The organism is Marinobacterium litorale DSM 23545, from assembly GCF_000428985.1.
Classification (GTDB): domain Bacteria; phylum Pseudomonadota; class Gammaproteobacteria; order Pseudomonadales; family Balneatricaceae; genus Marinobacterium_D; species Marinobacterium_D litorale.
Window position 1 is genome coordinate 167,239 of sequence record NZ_AUAZ01000004.1, and the last position, 21,103, is coordinate 188,341.

The 21,103-nt window shown below is 54.1% G+C and carries 20 protein-coding genes; 7 read left to right on the plus strand and 13 right to left on the minus strand.

What is annotated here, in order from left to right; all coding sequences use genetic code 11:
- Nucleotides 1-51 precede the first annotated feature (51 nt).
- Nucleotides 52-1,002, minus strand: a complete 951-nt coding sequence (locus tag G403_RS0105280) for a hypothetical protein (protein WP_027853072.1) — start codon at nucleotides 1,000-1,002, stop codon at nucleotides 52-54.
- On the minus strand, nucleotides 999-2,174 hold the full coding sequence (locus tag G403_RS0105285; RefSeq protein WP_027853073.1) for a hypothetical protein: 1,176 nt from the start codon (nucleotides 2,172-2,174) through the stop codon (nucleotides 999-1,001). Before G403_RS0105285 ends, G403_RS0105280 begins: the two co-directional genes overlap by 4 nt.
- A gap of 166 nt (nucleotides 2,175-2,340) precedes the next feature.
- On the opposite strand from G403_RS0105285, the gene G403_RS0105295 reads away from it, so the two are divergent.
- The 6 genes from G403_RS0105295 to G403_RS22270 all read left to right on the plus strand — a co-directional run bounded on the left by G403_RS0105295 (nucleotide 2,341) and on the right by G403_RS22270 (nucleotide 6,264).
- A complete protein-coding gene (locus G403_RS0105295; RefSeq protein ID WP_027853074.1) occupies nucleotides 2,341-2,664 on the plus strand; it encodes a helix-turn-helix domain-containing protein in 324 nt (107 codons plus the stop codon).
- The gene (locus tag G403_RS0105300) at nucleotides 2,646-3,572 is read left to right on the plus strand and encodes an ImmA/IrrE family metallo-endopeptidase (RefSeq protein WP_211232647.1); all 927 of its coding nucleotides are present in this window, start codon (nucleotides 2,646-2,648) and stop codon (nucleotides 3,570-3,572) included. The genes G403_RS0105295 and G403_RS0105300 overlap by 19 nt, the downstream gene beginning before the upstream one ends.
- 121 nt (nucleotides 3,573-3,693) lie before the next feature.
- Entirely contained in the window at nucleotides 3,694-3,918 is a 225-nt protein-coding gene (locus G403_RS22265; RefSeq protein WP_245578206.1) for a hypothetical protein, read from the plus strand.
- Nucleotides 3,918-4,418 carry a DUF2924 domain-containing protein gene (locus G403_RS0105310; protein WP_027853076.1) on the plus strand — a complete coding sequence of 167 codons (501 nt, stop codon included), beginning with the start codon at nucleotides 3,918-3,920 and terminating at the stop codon, nucleotides 4,416-4,418. The genes G403_RS22265 and G403_RS0105310 overlap by 1 nt, the downstream gene beginning before the upstream one ends.
- Nucleotides 4,415-5,764, plus strand: a complete 1,350-nt coding sequence (locus G403_RS0105315) for a recombinase family protein (protein ID WP_027853077.1) — start codon at nucleotides 4,415-4,417, stop codon at nucleotides 5,762-5,764. The genes G403_RS0105310 and G403_RS0105315 overlap by 4 nt, the downstream gene beginning before the upstream one ends.
- Nucleotides 5,761-6,264, plus strand: coding sequence for a hypothetical protein (locus G403_RS22270; RefSeq protein WP_051298569.1), 504 nt, complete (start codon nucleotides 5,761-5,763; stop codon nucleotides 6,262-6,264). Before G403_RS0105315 ends, G403_RS22270 begins: the two co-directional genes overlap by 4 nt.
- Here G403_RS22270 and G403_RS24850 read toward each other — a convergent pair.
- The gene (locus G403_RS24850; protein WP_084403941.1) at nucleotides 6,207-6,413 is read right to left on the minus strand and encodes a helix-turn-helix transcriptional regulator; all 207 of its coding nucleotides are present in this window, start codon (nucleotides 6,411-6,413) and stop codon (nucleotides 6,207-6,209) included. The two genes, G403_RS22270 and G403_RS24850, sit on opposite strands and share 58 nt — an antisense overlap.
- A 374-nt stretch (nucleotides 6,414-6,787) precedes the next feature.
- Here G403_RS24850 and G403_RS0105325 point away from each other — a divergent pair, with 374 nt between their 5' ends.
- Nucleotides 6,788-8,008 (plus strand): tyrosine-type recombinase/integrase, encoded by a 1,221-nt coding sequence (locus G403_RS0105325; RefSeq protein WP_036232641.1) that lies wholly within the window; start codon nucleotides 6,788-6,790, stop codon nucleotides 8,006-8,008.
- 41 nt (nucleotides 8,009-8,049) lie between these two features.
- Here the strand turns inward: G403_RS0105325 and G403_RS22275 are convergent, their stop codons facing one another.
- The 10 genes from G403_RS22275 to G403_RS0105375 form a co-directional block, all read right to left on the minus strand.
- The gene (locus G403_RS22275; RefSeq protein WP_051298571.1) at nucleotides 8,050-9,735 is read right to left on the minus strand and encodes a class I SAM-dependent methyltransferase; all 1,686 of its coding nucleotides are present in this window, start codon (nucleotides 9,733-9,735) and stop codon (nucleotides 8,050-8,052) included.
- Between the two features lie 514 nt (nucleotides 9,736-10,249).
- Nucleotides 10,250-10,612: a hypothetical protein gene (locus G403_RS0105335; protein ID WP_027853079.1), complete on the minus strand. Its 363-nt coding sequence runs from the start codon at nucleotides 10,610-10,612 to the stop codon at nucleotides 10,250-10,252.
- A 38-nt stretch (nucleotides 10,613-10,650) separates the two neighbouring features.
- A complete protein-coding gene (locus G403_RS0105340; RefSeq protein WP_027853080.1) occupies nucleotides 10,651-11,181 on the minus strand; it encodes a hypothetical protein in 531 nt (176 codons plus the stop codon).
- A 32-nt stretch (nucleotides 11,182-11,213) separates the two neighbouring features.
- The gene (brxL, locus tag G403_RS0105345; protein WP_027853081.1) at nucleotides 11,214-13,262 is read right to left on the minus strand and encodes a protease Lon-related BREX system protein BrxL; all 2,049 of its coding nucleotides are present in this window, start codon (nucleotides 13,260-13,262) and stop codon (nucleotides 11,214-11,216) included.
- 17 nt (nucleotides 13,263-13,279) lie between these two features.
- Nucleotides 13,280-15,601, minus strand: coding sequence for a BREX-1 system phosphatase PglZ type B (gene pglZ / locus G403_RS0105350; RefSeq protein ID WP_027853082.1), 2,322 nt, complete (start codon nucleotides 15,599-15,601; stop codon nucleotides 13,280-13,282).
- Nucleotides 15,598-16,194, minus strand: a complete 597-nt coding sequence (locus G403_RS0105355) for an HNH endonuclease family protein (RefSeq protein ID WP_027853083.1) — start codon at nucleotides 16,192-16,194, stop codon at nucleotides 15,598-15,600. Before G403_RS0105355 ends, pglZ begins: the two co-directional genes overlap by 4 nt.
- On the minus strand, nucleotides 16,194-17,471 hold the full coding sequence (locus G403_RS0105360; RefSeq protein ID WP_027853084.1) for an AAA family ATPase: 1,278 nt from the start codon (nucleotides 17,469-17,471) through the stop codon (nucleotides 16,194-16,196). Before G403_RS0105360 ends, G403_RS0105355 begins: the two co-directional genes overlap by 1 nt.
- Before the next feature lie 2 nt (nucleotides 17,472-17,473).
- On the minus strand, nucleotides 17,474-18,151 hold the full coding sequence (locus G403_RS0105365; RefSeq protein WP_027853085.1) for a DUF4276 family protein: 678 nt from the start codon (nucleotides 18,149-18,151) through the stop codon (nucleotides 17,474-17,476).
- Nucleotides 18,148-19,251 (minus strand): AAA family ATPase, encoded by a 1,104-nt coding sequence (locus tag G403_RS0105370; protein WP_027853086.1) that lies wholly within the window; start codon nucleotides 19,249-19,251, stop codon nucleotides 18,148-18,150. The genes G403_RS0105365 and G403_RS0105370 overlap by 4 nt, the downstream gene beginning before the upstream one ends.
- Nucleotides 19,252-19,269: 18 nt before the next feature.
- Nucleotides 19,270-21,102, minus strand: a complete 1,833-nt coding sequence (locus G403_RS0105375) for a DUF262 domain-containing protein (protein ID WP_027853087.1) — start codon at nucleotides 21,100-21,102, stop codon at nucleotides 19,270-19,272.
- Between the last annotated feature and the right edge of the window lies 1 nt (nucleotide 21,103).

Below are 21,103 nucleotides of genomic sequence, written 5' to 3' on the forward strand. Positions count from 1 at the left end.
CGTCCGCGCGATGTTGACTGTAGAGATTTGGGTTGAGCGTACCTCAACCCCTTACTGATCAAAAAAGTAGTAGCCATTACCTTCCCCTTTGATCAGCCTGTTCCACAGCGGATGAGGCACCCATTTACCGTCGACCTTATTCCGCATGATTCGGTGGAGTTCTTCATTGGTCTCCGCCTCCGCACGCAGCAGGTCCTTGTGCGCCCTGCCACCTTCCCGGTGCAGAGCCTCCACCACGGCCGCCTGCTTTTTGGTCAGCTTGTAGGCTTCTCCATTCCAGTGAACCTGGCGGTAGTCGGTCGAGAACCGCAATCCGATGCCGGTATCGCGCACCTCGTCCGCCGGACAACCCCGCAATAGCGGTAGCACGGCCGCGTGATCCAGCGAGCAGTGATCGCCGGTACGCACCAGAAGGTTCTGCAACGGTACCAGGGCCACGTCCAGCGGCAACTCCAGAACCGGCGGGATACGTTCCGAAGCACTCACGATGATTGCGGGCGTCCTGCCCGATTCCTGCTTCAGCGTGGCCAGGAATGACCGCAGGTTGTCGGCCAGCTCCAAACGCCGCACGAAGTACAGATTGACCCTGTAAGCCCCGATGCGAGTGATGCCCAAATACCAGAATACGGAATCATGGAGGGTGGTAACCTGATACCGGGCCTCGATATCGAACAGCCTTCTCAACCACTCCATTAGCTGGTCCGTATCAACCAGGTATCGCTTCACCTGGCCGGCAGCTACCGTGACCCAGCCGGCACCTGTGGAAAAATAGCGGAAGCCTCTACTTTCGGAACACCATGTGAGTTCGGCAAACCCTGTGTCGTCATGCGGCAGAGACGCCATCGAGCCGGCCGGGCTCAAAAAGCCGCCCTGCAGGAGTTCGGCGGCCACCGACGGAAAATCATCGTGCAGGACGCTGCCGCTGATTCCAGGCGTCGGGCTGTTCAGCAGGCGCAGCAGGAGGGCCAAGGCACTCCTGCTCAGCGACACTGCCGCAGTCATTGCTGGACCTCTTCAAGCAAGCCCCAGCGCTTGAGGTACTTCTCGCCGATCAGCCGCTCCCTCTCGGTGCGACTGCGCAAGTCACATCCGTTCGGCATGGTGATCTTGACCGGCAGCACCTTGCCGCGCCCCACACCGTTCTCCGGCTGGAAACGGATATTGATCCTGGCCTGGGTCGGCGTGAACGCTCCCGAGGTCAACGGATTGTGTTCCCCGAAATGCTCCTGGGCGTAGGTATGCAGACCCATCTGGCTCTTTGCCGGTACCTCGATCTGGACACGCCCCTCGCCCGCCAAATCCTTCAGCTTCATCATGACCAACTGCACCGACTCGATGCCGTCCTCAACGTCCCAGTCCAGCGCCTGCTCCGTCATCAGCGGCTGAAGGTCGTAGCGCCGCAGCGGAACCCGCTCCGCATCGACGGCCTGCTTTAACAGATCCTCGGTGAACGCCTTGGCGATGCTGTCCCGACGCTCACGCTTGGCGGCCACCACCTCCACCACGCCCGTGGCCTCGGAATAGGTAATGGCGTGCTCCGACACCGGTCGCCGAATCCGGGAGACAATGTCATCCTCCCCCTCGAACTCCAGGTAGGAATCCGGCAGCCCTTCCTGGTAAACCATCACCTGTACCACGTCGACTTCGTTGCCATCCTCATCCGGCAGGGTCCGCTCGAAGAGCTCGATCTTGACCTTGTCGCCGAGGCCGAAGAGCGATCGGATCTTCTCCTTGAACGCGCTTAGCGAGACAGCATCCGAATTCAGGGGCAGACCAACTTCGACCTGATAGCCGCTCCAGTTCCTGCCATGGCGATACTGGTCGGCATAACGGATATCCTCGGCATGGCGGAAACTGTCCGGCTCGTGCAGGTAAACCCAACGGCTGCGCTCCAGGGCGGAAGGCATGGCGCTCAATTGAGCGGGGGGGCTGACGGCGCTCAGCAGCGCGGCCTGGCCGACCTCATCTGCCATCTGGTAAATGCGTTCGGCATCGATCGTGAGCCGGGCCTTTTGATTCGGGTCGAGGTGATCCAGCAACTGGATGACGTTGCTGACCACCGTCGGATGGTCCTGCGACCAGTCGACCCCGTTCACGGGGATCTGCTTGCGGCTAAAGTACTCCCGCAGGCCGGCGGCTGAGGTGTGGCGGATGAAGTTTCGAACGATCGGCATGGGTATCAACCCTCATCGGTTAGTAGTAAACGGCGAACTCATGGTAGACAGATACCAAAAGTTCATGGTAGCGAACTTCCAAGATAATGCCGTTTATAATCATTTTCAAGTACCTCCTGTATGTCTATAATGAACTTTTAGGATCCAACCGAGAGGAGATACCACCGTGGCCAATCTGCTGGGAGCCAAGATCAAAGAGCTCCGCAAGAAAAAAGGCCTTACTTTAGAACAACTTGCGGAGAAAATAGGGTCAGGGAAGAGCTACATCTGGGAACTGGAGAACCGGGGGGTCAAGCGCCCGTCGGCCGAGAAGCTGACACTCATCGCCAAAGCGCTGGACGTCACTGCCGAGTACCTGATCAACAACGAGCAGACCGAACCGAGCCAGGACATGGAGCGCGAGGTGTTCTTCAGAAAGTTCAACAGCCTGGACAAAGAGGACCAGGACAAGATCAAAGACATCGTCGACATGTGGAGCAAGAAGTCGTGACGGAGAGGAAGCGGCCCCTCAAGGAGGCCAACCGCATCACCAAGTTTCTGGACCTTGGGCTGGCCGTGGAGGACCGCTTCCCCGTGGATGTCCGCAAAGTCGCCCTGGAGCTTACGCCTTCGTTCAATCCGGACCCCATTACGATGGTCCGGGAAATGGATCTTAAGTCGGTCGAGGGAGCACTGATCCCCAATGAGACCAAATCGGAGTGGGGAATCCTGTACAACCGCAATGTCGAACACGTCGGCCGCGTCAACTTCACGCTGGCCCACGAACTCGGCCACTATATGATCCACCGCCAGGATTCGGGTGCGGACGGCATCCGCTGTGGCGAGGAAGACATGCTCGACCGGGATTCGGGCATGGCGCAGATCGAACAGGAAGCGAACGCCTTCGCCGCCAATCTGATGATGCCGAACCACGATTTCCGTCAGCAGGCCGATGGTCAGCCGTTCAGTTTCGATCTGATGAGCCATTGCGCCGACCGGTACGGCGTCTCTCTGACGGCCGCCATCCTCAAGTGGCTGGACTTCACCAAGCGACGGGCCATCGCCATCCTGTCGGAGGAAGGCTGCATGCACTGGTCGAAATCCAGCCCGAGTGCTTTCCGTTCCGGCCGGTATTACGCGACCCGCCAGTCCTTCAACGAAGTGCCTGCCGCATCCATGGCGGCACAGGAGAACTTTTCCTTCGCGGCACGTAACGGCGTTCGCCACGGCCCGGGTGTCTGGTTCGACGAGGAGGTCACCGAATACAGCATCTACTCCACCGAGCAGGAAAAGACACTGACCGTCCTGGTGCTGGACGATATCGGCGGCTACGACTTGCCAGACCCGGAAACCGAACAAGACGAACTGCTCACGGACACCTACACCAACTTCATCCGCAACGGCCAGAATCCCTACTGACCCGTGGCCGGCACTGGCCAGCCACGCCTTTCCGCAACGGCCCGAAACGCCCTGATGGCCGTACCACCGCTCGGCTCCGACAATGTTTCAACACTGTTTTGCTGAATCGGAGCGGTTACCAATGCAGAAATCTCACCCTTTATCTCCCGAACGGATGTCATCCGAGCAACGCCTCGACGAGGTGGCAAAAATCCTGGCCAACGGTCTGTTCCGGCTCCGCGACGCCGATAAATACCCACCCCCGGCCTCGGACTCAGATAGCGATGTTTCACTTGCTATCACTGCCTACCGAAGCGTTCATGGTCACCCCGAAACCGCAGAGAAAACACTGCCCAAGGAGGCCTGATGAACGACTTCTCGCTACCCAAGACCTCACCCTCGGTGCTGGCCCAGGTCGCGCGGCTGCCCGACATGTCGATGGAAGAGATCCGGGCGCTATGGCGCCAGCTGTTTAAGCAGGAGGCGCCCACCCACATCCGCAGTTTTCTGGAGCGGCGGCTCGCCTACCGCCTCCAGGAAGTGGAGTTCAAGCGGACCCCGGCCCACAAGAACCTCGTGGAACAGAATCAACGGCGGATCCAGGCCATCGTCAAGACCGGCCAGAAGCCGCTGCGCGATCGCTACCCAAAGCCGGTCCCCGGCACGGTCCTGACGCGAATCTACCAGGAGAAGGAATACCGAGTCACGGTGACCCACGACAACCAGTTCGAGTTCGAGGGCCGCATCTACCGCAGCCTGTCGGTCATCGCCCGGGAGATCACCGGCACCCGCTGGTCGGGGCCACTGTTTTTCGGCCTGCGCAAGGCAACGGACAAGAAAAACGATAAGCGTGGAGGCAAACGATGACGGACCAGGTGAAGAAGCGCCTGCGCTGCGCGGTCTATACCCGCAAATCGACTGAGGAAGGGCTGGAGCAGGATTACAACTCCATCGACGCCCAACGGGATGCCGGCCATGCCTATATCGCGAGCCAGCGCGCCGAGGGCTGGATCCCGGTGGAGGACGACTACGACGACCCCGCCTTCTCCGGCGGCAACATGGAGCGCCCGGCCCTGAAGCGCCTGATGGCCGATATCGAGAAGGGAAAGATTGATGTGGTGGTCGTCTACAAGATCGACCGGCTCACCCGCAGCCTGACGGACTTCTCCAAGATGATCGAGGTGTTCGAACGCCACGGCGTCTCCTTCGTCTCGGTCACCCAGCAGTTCAATACCACCAACTCCATGGGGCGGCTGATGCTGAACATCCTGCTCTCCTTTGCCCAGTTCGAGCGCGAGGTGACCGGCGAGCGGATCCGCGACAAGATCACGGCGAGCAAGAAGAAAGGGCTTTGGATGGGCGGCATTCCGCCCCTGGGATACGACGTGAAGGACCGCTGCCTGGTGGTGAACCCCGCCGAAGCCAAGCTCATCCGCCATATCTTCAAACGGTTCACCGAGGTCGGCTCCACCACCCTGATGGTGAAGGAACTGCGCCTGGAGGGGGTGACCAGCAAGTCATGGACCACCCAGGACGGACGCTTCCGGCCCGGCAAGCCCATCGACAAGGGCATGATCTACAAGCTGCTGCACAACCGCACCTACCTTGGGGAGCTGCGGCACAAGGACAAGTGGTATCGCGGCAAGCACGAAGCCATCATCGACCAGGCGTTGTGGGATGACGTCCACTCGATCCTGGCCACCAACAGTCGCACCCGCGGCAACATGACCCGGGCCAAGGTCCCCTTCCTGCTCAAGGGCATCGTGTTTGGCGAGGACGGCCGTGCACTGACGGCCTCAAGCTCGGTGAAGAAAAAGAGCGGCAGGCGCTACCGCTACTACCTCAGCACCCGCGACACCAAGGAGTTCGCCGGCGCCTCGGGGCTTCCGCGCATTCCGGCCGCTGAACTGGAAGCCGCCGTGGTGGGACAGATCCGGTCACTGCTGCAATCGCCCCCGGTGATGCAGAAGACCGCAGCGGTCACGAACCAGCTCGGCGACCCAGTTGACGAAGCCCAAGTGACGGTGGCGATGACCCGGCTCGACAAGGTCTGGGATCAGCTGTTTCCGGACGAGCAGAGCCGGATCATCCGCTTGCTGGTCGAGAAGGTTATCGTCACCCCCAACAGCATCGACGTGCGCCTGCGGAACAACGGCATTGAAAGGTTGGCGCTGGAGATCACCGATTCTGCCCGGGAGGAGATAATCGCATGAGCAACGGTCGTGGCATCCAGATAGAACTCACCCAGACCGGCGACCCCAAGGTCCTCGAGGCCAGCGACGGGCGCCTGAGCATCTCGGTGCCCATCAAGCTGAAACGGCGCAGTGGCCGCAGGCTCATCACCTTGCCGGATGGCGAGGTGCAGGAACCCCGCCCCTGGGACACGGAGCCCACGCCGCTGCAACTGGCCCTGGCGCGGGGCCACCGCTGGCTGGCCATGCTCGAGGACGGCGAGGTCCGGTCGCTCCGTGAGATCGCCGAGAAAGAAGGAGTGGACAACAGCTATGTGAGCCGGATGGTCAACCTGACCATCCTGGCCCCGGACATCGTGGCGGCCATCCTGGACGACCAGGTACCGCCACACCTGTCCCTGTTCGACCTGGCCGTGGACCCGCCCAGGCTGTGGGAGGACCAGCGCCAGCGCACCGGAATCAACTACGACCGATCCGTCACCGGCGTTGACGTGGACTCCCGCAAACACTGCTCCTCGTAGGCTTCTATATCCTGCAACCGGTACAATACGCGGCCCTGGATCTTCATGAATCTGGGTCCGATCCCCTCGCTGCGCCAGCGCTCCAGGGTCGCCTCACTGACACTCCAACGGTCCGCCACCTGGCGTTGATTCATGTGTTTGACTTCCATCGTTCACCTCTTGGTCTGGGTTAGTGGAAGCCCATGAACGCTCTAACCGGCCTGCTATGCAAGGCGGTTCGGAACACTGAGGGGCGCTATCTCGCTGATTGTATTGGTGGCTTTTAACGGACTTCGACGGTAGCGATACTGGGAATCGAACCCGGGTCCCACCCCACCACCACTTTCCCATCCCATCAAGTCCCAAACAATCCCACAGCACTAGTAAACACGGGCCTTCGGGCCTATAGTGTTTCTCATACAGTCCCACACATACCCAACAAATCCGGGGTACATCGGGGGTACTCCTGGGGGGACTTCGGATAGTCATAAAGGCGATACCCCCAAACCGATACCCCCAACCCTAATTGACCAGGGGATACGCCATGCCACTGACTGACCGACAAGTTAAGGCTGCCAAGCCACAGGAAAAGAAATACAAGCTTGCAGACGGGAAAGGCCTGTATCTTGAGGTAAGGGCCAACGGCTCGAAGTACTGGCGTATGAAGTACCGTTTTCAAGGCAAGGAGAAACTGGCAGCCTTCGGGGTTTATCCAGACGTAAGCCTTGCGGCCGCTCGAGAACAGCGCGATGCGGCGCGGACACAGCTCACTCAAGGCATCGATCCAAACGCGACGAAACGAGCTAAGAAACAGGCTGGTCGTGAAGCTGCCGAAAACAGCTTTGAGCTAATCGCTCGCGAATGGTTCTCCATACAGATGACCGATATGTCTGAAGGGCACCAGAAGCGGACCATACGCGCCCTTGAGAAACACCTCTTCGGATCCATCGGCAAACGCCCCATATCTGAAATCACTGCATTGGATCTCCTGCCGGTTCTTCGCAAGATCGAAGACAAAGGACACGTAGAAACAGCCCACCGGGTCAAGCAGGTTGCCGGACAGGTCTTCCGCTATGGCATTGTTACTGGCCGCTGTGACCGTAACCCATGCACCGACCTCAAAGATGCATTGCGACCAGCGAAGAAAAGCCACTTCGCAGCTATTACGAACCCCAAAGAGCTCGGCCGCTTGCTTGTCTCAATTGATGAATACCCAGGTACCCCAGCCGTCATCGCGGCGCTTAAGTGCTCTGCCCTCTGGTTTTGCCGCCCTGGCGAGCTTAGACAAGTCCGCTGGGATCAGATCAACTGGGAAGAAAAACGCATTGAGATCACGGCTGAGAAAACCCACCAGCCACACATCATCCCCCTCGCCCGACAAAGTCTTGAAATTCTCGAGAGTCTCAAACCCATTACCGGGCGCAGCCAGTATGTATTTCCAAGCGCAAGAGGCGCCAGCCGTCCAATGTCAGATGGTGCCGTTCGCATCGCTTTGAGAGGAATGGGATACGATAGGGAAACACACACTGCACATGGTTTTAGAGCCACCGCACGTACGCTTCTGGATGAGGTGTTGGATTACCGGATTGAGTGGATAGAGCAGCAGCTTGCTCACGAGGTTAAAGATGCCAACGGCAGAAGCTATAACCGGACCCGGCACTTGGAGCAGCGCCGAAAGATGATGCAGCACTGGGCTGATTATCTGGATCAACTTAAGGCCGCTGCCAACTCTAGCAATGTTATTAACGGCAATTTCGGCGGGTAAACCAAACCGAAAGAGAGGTATCTCACCTTTGTTACAAATGCTTACGCGTCTTGATAGACCCAAGGTCGAGCCCCTCGCGTGTAGATCAGGCGTTCTGCTTGAGTTTTGATATGGGCAAACAGATCCACTTCCCAACTCTTAGAGCGATAACCCCCCAATGCTTCAGATAACTCATTGCTGAACGTGCGAGGCTCGCCTTCTGCCAGGAGCTGCCAGCTCGAAATCAACGCATCACGCCGCTCAACCAAAAAAGACGGGGATGGAACTCTATCTCGTTTAGCATTGTTAACCGCTTTGTGAGCAGGTAATAAATTCCAAAGATCATTGTTATGCAAAAGGGCGTATGGAAGCGCGTGATCCACGTCGAGCTGCGCTTTCGTTAAAGGACGATCACTCCAAACACAATTAATGACCTCTTTCTGCAGAAATACCTCCCGTGCAATCCGCTGCTCCCGTTCTGGCTCTGCTCTGGTCAGTAATAGATTCAAGGTTACCCCTGCGTTGACCGCCGGATGATATTTCCTCGAAAACTGAGCCGTAAGCTCGGCCCACCTCAATAACAGAGAGTCACGAACCCAGTATCCGGTCAATGCAAACTCACGCCATAGATCACCATCCAAGGCGACACTTCGGGTTGAGCTGTCGTAATCAAACATCTGCCCTTGGTCCGAAAACTTAATAGGGCCTACTTTGATCGTCGACCCAATGCTTTTCAATGTTTTACCGAGTACCGCTTCTATTTGAGCAGGTAGCCTCTGACGCTTCCAGTCGATCATAAAAAGCGTAAATACGGAGGCTGTATCGCCATAATACTCAGAACAGAGCCGATGCAGCTCTGTCAGTAGTTTCCGAAAAGCAAGAGGTTTTCCACCACGACCTTCTGAATTGTTTTGAGGGATAAAAACGGGGGATGTAATCAGCGGCCAATAGTATATTAGCCACAACCGTGCTATCGCCTCGATCGGCACATAAGCTTTACGATCTATACCCCAAGTAACAACTTTGTCTCCCTGTTCCGCCAGATCACAAAAAGCTCTGAGCAGCGCCAACTTGTACGTCGCCGTTTTACGATCGTTACGAAGTACTGACTCGATCCGATCCAGCGTTCGCACCAAACCGGTCGAGCGTTGAAATAGCAGAGATGCCCATTGAATCCCACCGCGCCCGAGAGAGTCCGAGTTATCAAAGCGGCTCACGTACTCCAACCCCAGACGCGCACCCAGTAGTATCAAGTGATCTGGAGCGATGGAGTGGAATAGCCGTCCATCCCCATCTCGGTTGTCACTGCCAATATCTGGCCTCTGCGTTGGTATGGAAACCAACAGCCGCCCCCCTGGGCGTAATAAATCACGCAGATTTATCAGCGCTTCCACATGGTCCATTTCAGGGAGGTGCATAAAGACAGCCGAGCAGAGAATCCCGTCATACTGATCAGGCAGAACAATCTGAGGCAACTGCCCTGAGAACAAACGTGATTGAAGGTGCGGATGATGATCGATCGCAAGCTTTCGTAAGGACTCGCTTGGCTCAACGCCATAGGCATCGTAACCTTGAGTAAGAAGTTCACGTAGATCTCGCCCGGAACCGGCTCCTACATCGAGCACCTTTGCACCGGCAGGAAAGCTCACCGAAAAATAGCGCTGTACTTCACTGACCACAGACTCATAGCGTTGAAATACACTTGCTGCTTGGTTTTCATAGAATTTGAGCGTTTCCTGATCGGCCATTCGGTTTCTGCTCTTAATAGGTTTCTATTTCACGCACTTAATTTTTGAATAGATATATCTAGCCATCCAATCTTTTATAATTGTTCGTTTCGACGCATTAATAGCAATTCTTTGCCCCAGAAAAAACTTTTTGGCGTTTATATACCCAGTCCAATAAAATAAAAGTCCAATCTATTAAACTCATAAAAATATAATAAATACTCGCTTTAACCAGACAGGACCCACATAGAAAAACGATAATTTTTCACTCACATAAATTTACAGCGTTCACTTAATTTGAAGGAGCAAAAATATCGATACAGTTCATAAGAAATCATCTAATATCATTGCAAAAATATAGATTATAAATTACAAAACAAGCATTTATACTCGCACCATATGTTTGGAATACCGATTATCTAGGAACCTTCTTCAGCTATACGTCGCTGCCATAACTTTTTGGTTCGACGGTATTCCCCCGAAAAATATGTCGTGATCCGTAGGCATTTCGACTCACTGAGTACCGTCTGTGCAGTCATGAGTCCCTGTATATTTTCAAAGCTTTCAGAACACTTAACGACTTTGTCAGATCATTGAGCGACGATGACGCCTTATTGGCCTCCGCCGTATAAGTTTCCGCGTTCTTTTTAATGTCGACCAATGCATCTCTGAGCTCTATGAGCTCATCCAAGAACTGTTCGTTCATTTCAGCGGTAAGGAAGGTATGCCCACAGGAAAGACATTCGCGCCCCCTTCGGAACCAGTGAACATCTTGATGATCAGTCCGGTACCAACGCTGACCAGATTCTTCACCAAGATCTCTCAATCCGATCGCACGACAGGTTTCGATTTCCCCGCAACTAGGGCAGTACATTTGTGTTCCACCGTTTCTACCCATACCCTCTCCTTGAAAAGACAGAATGACACAACGTGTCGCTACCTCTTTCTGTTACCGCTGGCACCTCCACCTTGGACCGAAAAATCAAGGAGATCCTGTCGACCATGGATATAATCAAGTAACCTCCCCCTGCAGTAACGGCAGTAATTGCGAACCCCACCATCAATCAAAAAATACTGCCAAGTCTCATAGTGGGTGGCATTACAGCCACCTTCACATTTCACGGGACCCAACAATTTTCGCGGCCTTCGTGTCAGATCGACCGACTTGAATTGAGTTGGCAACTGTTGACGCTTTCTCTTCTTTCTTTTGCGCTTCAGAGGTGGAGCTGTATGTTCACCGTCGTCTCGGGCTTCTTTTTTGCGTAGACTCCGTTCACTTCGAATCTTCTCGCTCTCGACAGTATCGTTCAGGAATTGGTTTATCTGATCGACAATAGAATCGACCGCTTCCTCGGCATCAATACCACGCCTACGTAACCAAACCCGCAGCGACTCCAAGCTAGTCAGGTGCGGGGTGACTTCGTCACGCAGCTCTTGAAGTATCGTTTTTTCTTTGTCACTCGCCATTTCCCTATGCCACCTGTTCTCATATTGCAGCTCTACTCTGCCAGGGCTTTTAATAGCGCATCTCTCGCATCTTGATAAAACTGAATATCGACCTTTGTTGCCATGTCATCTGACAAATCATAAAGCTGACGGCGGGCAGCTACTGGCATCAGTAGAGCGCTAGCTCCTTTTTCCACAGCCAACTCAGCGATATTTACAGCGCTATTTACAGGTTCGATTGAACCACCCAGGTTAATCTCACCAATAACGATCAGGCCCCCCTTTACAGACTTCTTTAGCATACTACTGCACATAGCAACCAAAGCAGCCACACCAAGCTTCGAGCCCTTCTTGGCTGCATCAAACGCCCTAAGCTGAACACTGAACTCATGGGAGCGCGGGTCACGATCGCCAATTAGCTGAGCAGCCCTGGCGTATAGATTCTGCTCTGCATAACGCATCGATTCTTTGAAGGCGGGCGGAGCGGGGTTATTGAGTATTTTGACTCCGGAGCCCGGTCCTTCATTCACTTCTATTCGGTAAAGACCAGCGTTGTCATCAATATCTGAACCACCTTCGCTGATGGTCCATATCTGACCCGGTTCCAATGGATCGTCACCGATCTCGTTATCCGCCCGGAGCTCCGGCGTCGCGACAAACTTCTCGACTCCGTCATCACCGATAAAGTAGCTAAAGTGGGTATTACGAAACTCGGCAGCCCCCACTCGCTTCTGCTGTTCTTTCACACGGCGACGAACTTCTAACGACAAACGCGTAGCCCACTCCAGATCATCATCTGATATATCCATTTCAGAATCTGGATACATAAGCTTGAGCAGCCCGGAGACAGTCTTGTTCACGGCGTTGGTATCACGACCGCTCAATGCTCCCCCCAAATGGACACGGTTCTGCATAGCAGCAACTCGGCTCTGAAAACGCAGGCGGCTCATGCACTCCGAAAAGAAGTCGCTGACTAGGCCAAAGTGATCGGTGGTCAGTTCCTTACTCATCTTGGGTACGTCCCAGCCTGGCAGATAACAATGGATACGATCCATCCAGGCGGTATCATCACGCATCTCCTGGGGGAGAGGGCCGAACAGATGCCCCACGCGCTGTTGGTGCTCCACATCCACATCGAAGTTACCCACAAAAACCATGGAGCCATCAGCGCGGATACTCTCCTTACCGCGACTGAACTCACCGGACTCCATGTAGCCTTTCATGATGTTGATCCCCTCTTTTGTATCAAAGGAGATACCACTGACTTCATCGAAACAGACAACATCGTACTGACAGACAAGACCTCGCTGCCCAGAGGCATTGTTGACGAACATCTTGGCAATCGTGGCCTTCCCCCCTGATATCAGGTGGGCATAGGGGGAAACCTGCTGAAAAAGGTGACTTTTACCAGTACCACGAGGACCCAGTTCTACCAGGTTATAGTTGCGCTCGACGAAGGGCACCATACGCAACAGAATGGAATCCTTAGCCCGATCAGATAAAGCTTGGGGCTCCAAACCAATTGAGCGAACTAGAAAGTCACGCCACTCTTCGCTACTGAATCGTCCACGTGCTTCGGACATCACATCCAGCACATTTCTCTTGGACATTTGGATCGGACGTAAATCAGCAATCCCGAATGCATTACCCTTTTCTTCTGCAATGACCGGGTCATATTCGAGCGTCACTTCGGCATAGAAGCCTCCCGTCAGGAGGCGTTCGTTGTCATCAACAATCTTGTCTGCAATGCGCACACGATTAAGGTTAAGGCTGGGCAAGGATGCAAGGTAACCGCCCTCTTTCTCAACAAAACGGACGCTGACAATATCGATCAGCTTGGCGCGTCCATCCTTGTACGCTCGAGCCTTGAACAACTCTTCTTCGCCAGCGCGTACCGTGCGGGATGCCAGCTGGCGCTGAACGATCTCCAGTCCCTCATCGATTTCGTCAGGATCGGTGGATGCGCAGTACCTTCCCAACATAAACTCGACCACATAGGTTGGTACCGGAAACTGGCGTGCGAAGGTCCGTACCAGATCCTTGCGTACGATATAGCCTTCAAAAACATCAGCGGCCTTGTTATCCAGCATATCCAGTTCCACGTATTTCTCTCCTAACCTTATTCGTCACCAACCAGAGTCGGCTTTTTCGCTAGCACATTGCCACTTTCATCCAACAGCACCAGTACCGCTGTCATGCCTTCAAAGTCATCATCCACCATCAGGCTGCACTTACCGCCCTTGAGGGGTTTGCGCTTGCAGATTTCAGAGTCCGCCTCCGCTGCATGCGTTCTCAGCACCGCCACCACGCCATCAGCATCCGTTTCTGCCTGGACCTTGCAGGTTAACCCCAACCAACGCAGATCAGACAGGGTCGCATTCACACTCGGCCCAGACTGAGCTTGCTGCTGGTTACTACTGATTTCGATAATGGGAGTTAAGCACTCCTGCAAACTCAAACCGCCATGGTCATAATGCTGGCCCGCCTTGAAGCTGCTGATGCCCGGTGCCATGGCAATGCTGACATTCTTGTTCCAGTACCAACCCAGCTGCAGATACCCTGTATCCAACGCATCCTTGATCACTGCACAACGGCCCCAGCGGGTATCGGTCAGGTGTTTGGTAAGATCCACCTTGGACATGGCGCCCGGTGTGAGTATCCAGCCATGATCGGTCACAATCCTGATCTTGCGCCAACCAGTGGCCAGGAGCTCATCCACACGCTCGACTACTTCTTCCAGGAGGGTATCAATGCGAGCTGCCAGCTTCAGGCCCTTGACGTGGCCCTCCTTGTCGATATCGCCACTCTGTACCCAGGCATTGCCGGATGGATCACCGGATTCACCCTCTTCCAAATACATCCAGCCTTTTTCCTTCAAATACTTCTTCAGGTAATAGGCCGAAAAATCCTTATCTTCATCCAACAAGCTGGGTTCAAAATCCCGGTCGGACACCCGTCCTGTCAGCTTGTCATGGACAGGGGTCACAGCGGCCTTGGCGGTAGCTGTGACCGATGGTAAGGCCGCCCAATTGAACGACAGCTTTACATCGGCTTTAGATGCCAGCATCTGCTGTAGTCGCTGAGCGATGTCATAGCGCAGGCCATCCACAAAGAAGACCACTTCACCACCCACGGAATAATCAGCAGTTGCCTCGTTTACCTGATCACTCCCTGGGTACCCTTTTGATTTCACAAGGGCCTGGAAATTGCGGGTGATTTCATCCAGCCAGGGGGTGTAGATCAGCGCCAGCAGTTGTTGCACCAGCGCCTGCTGACCATTAGACAGTGGATAAGCCAAGGCTCTGAGCGCCAGATCATCCACCCGCCAATACTGCTGGCGATAAAGCTCTGCCATCTCTTCAGCATCAATTCCGGAAAACACCTGCTGGGTGTGCTCGGCAACTTGGCTAAGAAACTCCATCACGCACGCCAGAGGCGCGCGTCCCAACTGTGACCAGATCCAGGTACGACGTTCGGCATGACGCCGCTCAAGTTGCAGCAACTGTTGGCGTGCTTGAACAGGGTCCAGTGACAACAGCTGGTTCAAATCCTGCTCAAGACGCTGTTCATCATCGGCATTAATCACCGGGTAGCTAGCACCATCAGCAGCCAGATCGGGCTGCACCTTCAACAGCAGGTCTGGCAAATTGGGGTAGTGATGACAGGACTCAACATAACGCTGCCAAACGCTCTCCCAGACACCCTGGCGCTGACACAACAACTCCGCCGCCGTCAGATCGCCGTCACGTTCCGGGCTGAAGTGATATTCAGTCTCGCAGATGCCCACCAGGGCCTGCCAACGGGGCGCATCCCAGCGTTCACGGCATACTTTACTGTCATTCATCCAGCTAAGCAGGTCACGCACCGGATCACTGGACACCAGCTTATTGAAGTCCGGCGCTTCCAGGCGGCGGTTGGCCAGCTCGTCTCGTTCGCTTTCCAGTATTTCGGTGAGCACCCGCAACATTGACTGTTGTGACTTTTCATCCTTAGCCACATCCAGACCGGCACCGCCATTGGCCGATATCAGGAATGCATTGACCGTCCAGTCACGGCCGGTGTTGTTGTAGATCCACCAACAGCCGCGATACTGCAGCTCTGCCAAGGGCTTGAGCACATCGGGGCAATCGGCAATGGCACGCAAGTCGCGGCGCTCTACACCCGGCAAATACAGAATCGGGGTACGATCCTGTGGCAGCTGCACCTCTGGCAACACGCCTTCGATCACACACTTGATCCAGATGGCCGGTCCGCGCTTCTGCTCAGGGGCATAGCCGCCCAGCACCACCAACTCCGGCATGGCGGCTTGCAGCAGCGGCAAGGCGGATTCCCACTGACGTTGTTTATCCGTCCAGAGAATAACGCTCGGTGCCATCTGGATATTGGAGTTATAGGCGGCGCTGGCACGGACTTCCTCGGCCAGAAGGTCAATCAGTTTCATAGCAGTCCCTGGCGGTTCGCTTCGTACCAAACGAAGGGTGATAGCTCTTTCAGACTTTCTTCATCTTTTCTGCGAAGGTAACGGGTAAAAGCCCTACTTCTCATTTTTCGGTGCTGTTCACTATCGAGATTCAAACGCGAGATTGTCGTCGCAGCGACCTCTGCCACGGCATTATCCAGTTCCGGATTAGGCTTTATAGCACCACTTGCCAGGTTCAAAACAAATGTATCTGGCTGTATCTCAAAAGGATCAAGTAGATCGGTGAATGCGTTCTTGGAGCGATTTGGCCCCAAACAGGACAAACGATAGTTGGACCACTCGTAAGCATCACCCGCGAGGGCCGACTTGGGTATGAAATGGTCCGTGGATGATGCGCCTGATACCCACTCGAAATAGATAGCCAGGTAGGCACAGACGCCTGAGTAGGCTTCCCACAGCTGCTCGTTGGTCTTTTGCCAGTACGCCGGAAGTTTACTCGGTTCGGGTGGAGCGCTCTGTAAATCGATCCCTTTTTTATCCAACCAGGCAAGCCCAGGCTGACGTACCTCCTCGTCAAAGCTCTCTGGCTCTGGCTGTAATTTAACTGGAATCATCACATCAGTCCTTTGGACTTACAGATGTAGCGCCAGTTGAACAAGAAATCATCAGCCGGATTCAATGCCCTAACAAGCCTGGTATTCATCTCCTGAAATTCGGTTTTGGGGATCGTATCTTTTTCAAGTAGCTCGGATGCTTCCTTAATCAGTCGCTCATTAGCAAGCGAGCCGGAACTTTCCAAATCAAAGGCTTCACTGGTAAGCCAGTTTGAAGCATCTCCCATCGGCTCAAAGTCACGCTGTCGCAGTTTCACCTCTCCCTGCTCAAGGTCCAGATCAAACCAGGCATCCTGTGCAGGATCGAAAACCGGCTCGACGGATGCCATGATCAACGGCGAATGGGTAGCGGTAATCAACTGCACATCGGGACGTCGAGTAAGTTGCTCCATGACAGACAACAGCGCCGGAATGATGCTGCGCTGCCAGCTTGGGTGCAGGTGCGACTCCACTTCATCGATCAGAAATACCACCTGATGCGTGGGATCTTCCTGCAACAAATCGGCAGCCTTACGGTGCTCTTCCCAGGCCCAAACCAGGAAATAAGCCAGCGCGATAATACGGCGGATACCGGATGACGCATGGATCACCGGAACGTCCTGACCATAGGGCATACGGATCGTCGGAATATCACGGGCTTCATCCAGGCTGATGCGTGTCAGGTCACCCGGCTGCAACTCCTCTTTATCAGAGGGCGACAGCACTTTCAGCACCTTGACCAGATGCTCGAACGCAGCCCCTTTCTCTTTTTGCCAGGTTGCCCAATCCTGAACCAGTCCATTACATAAAACGGTGCCATCCTCAGCTTTAAGACCATGCCATACCTCATCGGGGGCAAAGACATAGGCCGGTCGCCGCTCCTGCACATCCATGCCGTTACGGGTCTGCCAATAGTTGCGCGACGGGTCCCATACGGCAAAGCTGCCATCGGTCATGGCATAGAGCACCAACCCTGGGTTCGCCGGACGACCGGCATTGCCTGTCCAGGCTTCTTCCCGTCGCTGATACGTGCTTTCGTAGCTAACCTCTTTAACCTTGCCCGAGAACGAGAAGCTGATAGACGAATCACCCTTGCGCTGGGGCTGAACCTTTTTCCCCACTGTCATCTTGGGGTTGATTTCAGACGGCCACTTGCGGGTCATCGACCACCAGGCAATATCCAGCAGGAAGCTTTTTCCCAGGCCGTTATCCCCTGTGATCAGGTTAAGGCGCTGGCCCAACTCCAATGTCATGGATGGGGCCGGGCCGACATTCGTTAATTTCAGTTCTTTAAACACCGTTAACCTCCGGCACTCGGGATAGCTTCCAGCTCTTTCAACCACCCATCGAACAGAACGCATTTTTCCCGCATCGCGTTCAGCCCCACCTCCATTGCAGCCAGACTACCCATCAAGGGTTTTTCATAGCCGAAGATCAGCTGTTCAATACGTTTGCTGGGTGCTGTATGTGGGCTGTTATTGATGTGTTCAGGACTGGGAAAGTCTTCACTAATGGCGGTGAGCTGCTGGCTAATCTGGGGCATGTCTACGCCTCTTGCCAACGCATCAGTATCACTGAACAGCAGCGCTTCAAACTCATACATCTGCACATACGGGATAAAACGGCGCATGGCATCCTGACCTAATAGCCGGGTCAGCTCTTCTGTCATCCTGAGTTTCAATACAGCGGATTTCTCCGTTACATCTGCATTGTCGTCCACATCGTTTTTTCCTGGAAAGCTCTGCGGAAGGCCATAGAAATCAAAGAATGTGGTGCAGTAGGCACTCCTCTCCTGAAGCAAGCGGTTTTCCACATCGGACTTGAGACGCTCAAACTTGAAGTTGCCGCCCTTATGGCCGGGCTTGCCTACCAGAGCAGGAACCAACCAAATGCCTTTGCTCATAAAGGTAGGTTGTAGCAGCTCATTTACGAACATTTCCTCGGTTTGCCCCTCACAAATCACGTGAACCCGAATCATCGTGAGGGCCTCCCGCCAAGTACGTTCTTCTCCCACAGCTCGCCAACCGTGTAATCTTCAAGCCAACGCTCAAAATCAGATTCATCCAGACGCTTAAATACCGAAGCACCCTGTTCACGCTCCACCACGACCAAATCGTCTATTTCAAACTCGTTCAGTAGCGGTACTGACTGCGTCGAAATGATGACCTGTGTGCGTTTGGCCGCCGACCGAACCAATGCGCCCAGAAGTGTGATTGCATAAGGATGAAGACCCAGTTCTGGTTCATCGATAATGATGGTGGACGGAGGACGTGGCTGCATAAGTGCAGTAACCAGACAGATAAAGCGAATAGAGCCGTCCGACAACTGACTAGGCCAGAGTGCATAGTCACTGTCCTGCTGTTTCCAAAGCAAACGAACCTGTTGCTCATCAGTGGGCAAAGTAATGGGTTTCAGAACAAAGTCATCGAAAAAAGGGACCGCAAGGCGCACCGTTTTCCGGATTTGACTGTAAACGTCCGGCTCTTCACTTTGGAGTCGGTAAAGAAATGCCGCCAGATTAGAGGCATCCATACGAAGGAAATCGTTATCATGCACGGCACAAAGGCGTTTAACACCGGCTGTGTCACTGGTGTCGTGGAAGTGATAGACCTTCCAGCCGGAGATGGCGTCGTAGCAGAATTGTGCAACTGATGCCCCCACGCCAGATTTTGAGCGTTCTTTCAGCTTTGCCTCTGAGTGCCCCGTTCCAATGATCTTGTCTGTAGGTCCGAAATGCCCCCCTTTGAAGTAGATTCGCTCCTTAGTAAAAGTAAAGCCGTCATCAGCATTGGGCTCCAAGACCAGCTCATATTCATTATCACCAAAACGTACTAACGTACTTAAGCTAGATGTTTCCTTAACCCCGTAACTCAGAATCCGATCCGCTCCACCCTGCTTGCTGGCCCATACCTGTAGACGCCCCTCCACCAATTCAGACAGCATCCGAAAATAGGATACAAAGTTACTTTTACCCGCACCGTTGGCACCTATCAGAACGTTAAGCCCAGACAAGTACAGCCTGTCCATATTCCGAATAGACTTGAAGCCGCTGATGGACAGGGTTCGGATCGCACTCATTTCTCTATCGCCACTTTATCAAGATATCTTTAAGTTTAGAGGATACGTCTTCAGTACTTCATCAACCAGCACCCCAGTTCTGGCCTCCAGTTTCTCCACAGTCCAGCTGTCTTCTTCTGCCAAAGTTCGATTCAGATAAAGGCCATTGTTATAGCCAACCTTGCGCCCTTGTTTATCAGTTCGGTCGCGCTTCTCTTCAAAGCTCTTATTGCCCAAAGAGCTGTTGTAACCCGAGATGGTGAGGTTGCCCAGGCAATGTGCATAAGTCTGGCGGTGCTGCTCCGCTTTTGCAGCATCACCATCGGCAATCATCGTCACCCAGCTTTCGGGAATGTTTTCACCCTGGGGGAAAATGTGCTCAATGGTCCAAACATACTGTTTGCCCTGAATAGCCCATAGATCCACTTGGGTTTCACGGGTCATCTGAGCTTCTTCAAGGGCACAAAGAACAAAGCGGCATACCGCCTTGTTTTCTTCATAAATCGGCCCTTGCAGGCTCTTGGCAAACTGCTCATCGGAGGCACTTTTGCCCGTCAGCACCTGGCGAATATGGCTGACCACTGCATCTCCTTTCAGAGTGCGGATATCCTCTGCCACATCCATGAAAATGCGTGTCAGATCTCGGGTTGGCGGCAGGTCAGTGGTATTACGACGCACAAAAAAGGCAATCAGGAACTCGACCACCTCTTCAAGGTGGTTTTCGGTCAACTCAAGCGAAGCTCGCTTGCTCTTTTCATCAAGACTCCGGGTATCGCCCTGCTGCAGATCAAACAGTACCATCAGTAACAGGTAGGCTGGAGCCCCCTGAATACGCTCCAGTGATAACAGCAAACGTGATAGTTTGCTGCGCTCGGGTACTTCTTTCACACCGATGATCTGTGCGTAAAGCGCAGACATGCGGATCATATCGTTCAAGAAGCCTTTGGCATCGTGACTGATCAGCTTCTCGTAGATCTGCATCAGGTTGGATTTAGTCGCTACCGGCACTGAAACGACGCTTTTGAGATCCGGCTTGAAAGCATTGTAATACTGACGGAAGAAGCGCTCCTGCACCGCATAATCATCGCCCAGCGCATCCATCACCTTCTTCCAACGGTTGTAATGGGTGTCGATACTGCCCGGGTCTTTGGACTCCAAGGTCGCCAGCAGCTTGTTTTTGATCAGATCAATCGCCGTCAGCGGCACGCCACGGTTGTTGAGGGACTCAAACAGCGTATAGGCATCGGAATGACCTGCCACCTCAATTTTCACCAGGGTGGCGGTATTCACCTTTTCCAGTAACGCCAGAAGCCCTTCTACCGCATCAGCATGCTCTTCAAGGTACTGCTCAATACGCGCCAGGAAGTGACGATAGGCGCGTAAAACACGACGATTACCCGCATTAGGTACCGGCTCGATATCCTCTAGAATGCCAGCCTGCTCCAGGACGGTATAAAAATCCTGCTGATTGTTATTCTGTACCTGTGGCACAAGGCGTGGATGCCTGGGTTGTTTTTTCAGTACCAGCTTGTGCTTCAGATTGTAGAGTTCAATCTGCTGCTCCATGGTCAGATCAGGCAATACACGCATGCTCTGATAAATGGCCGCCAACAACAGAGAGAGCGTGGTCATGCGTTGCTGACCATCAACCAGCTCCAGCTCCTGCAGCGCCAGCACATCCTGTGCCTGGTTGATGCAGATAATGGAGCCCAAAAAGTAATTAGGCTCGTTATCCAACAAGTCTTCAAACAGTGCATCCCACTGAGCGCGTCCCCAGGTGTATTCACGCTGATAACGCGGAATGGCATAAACCACCCCGCTCTCGATATCGAGCAGGGTGGATACCGGGTAGTTATTAACCGACTTGATCATT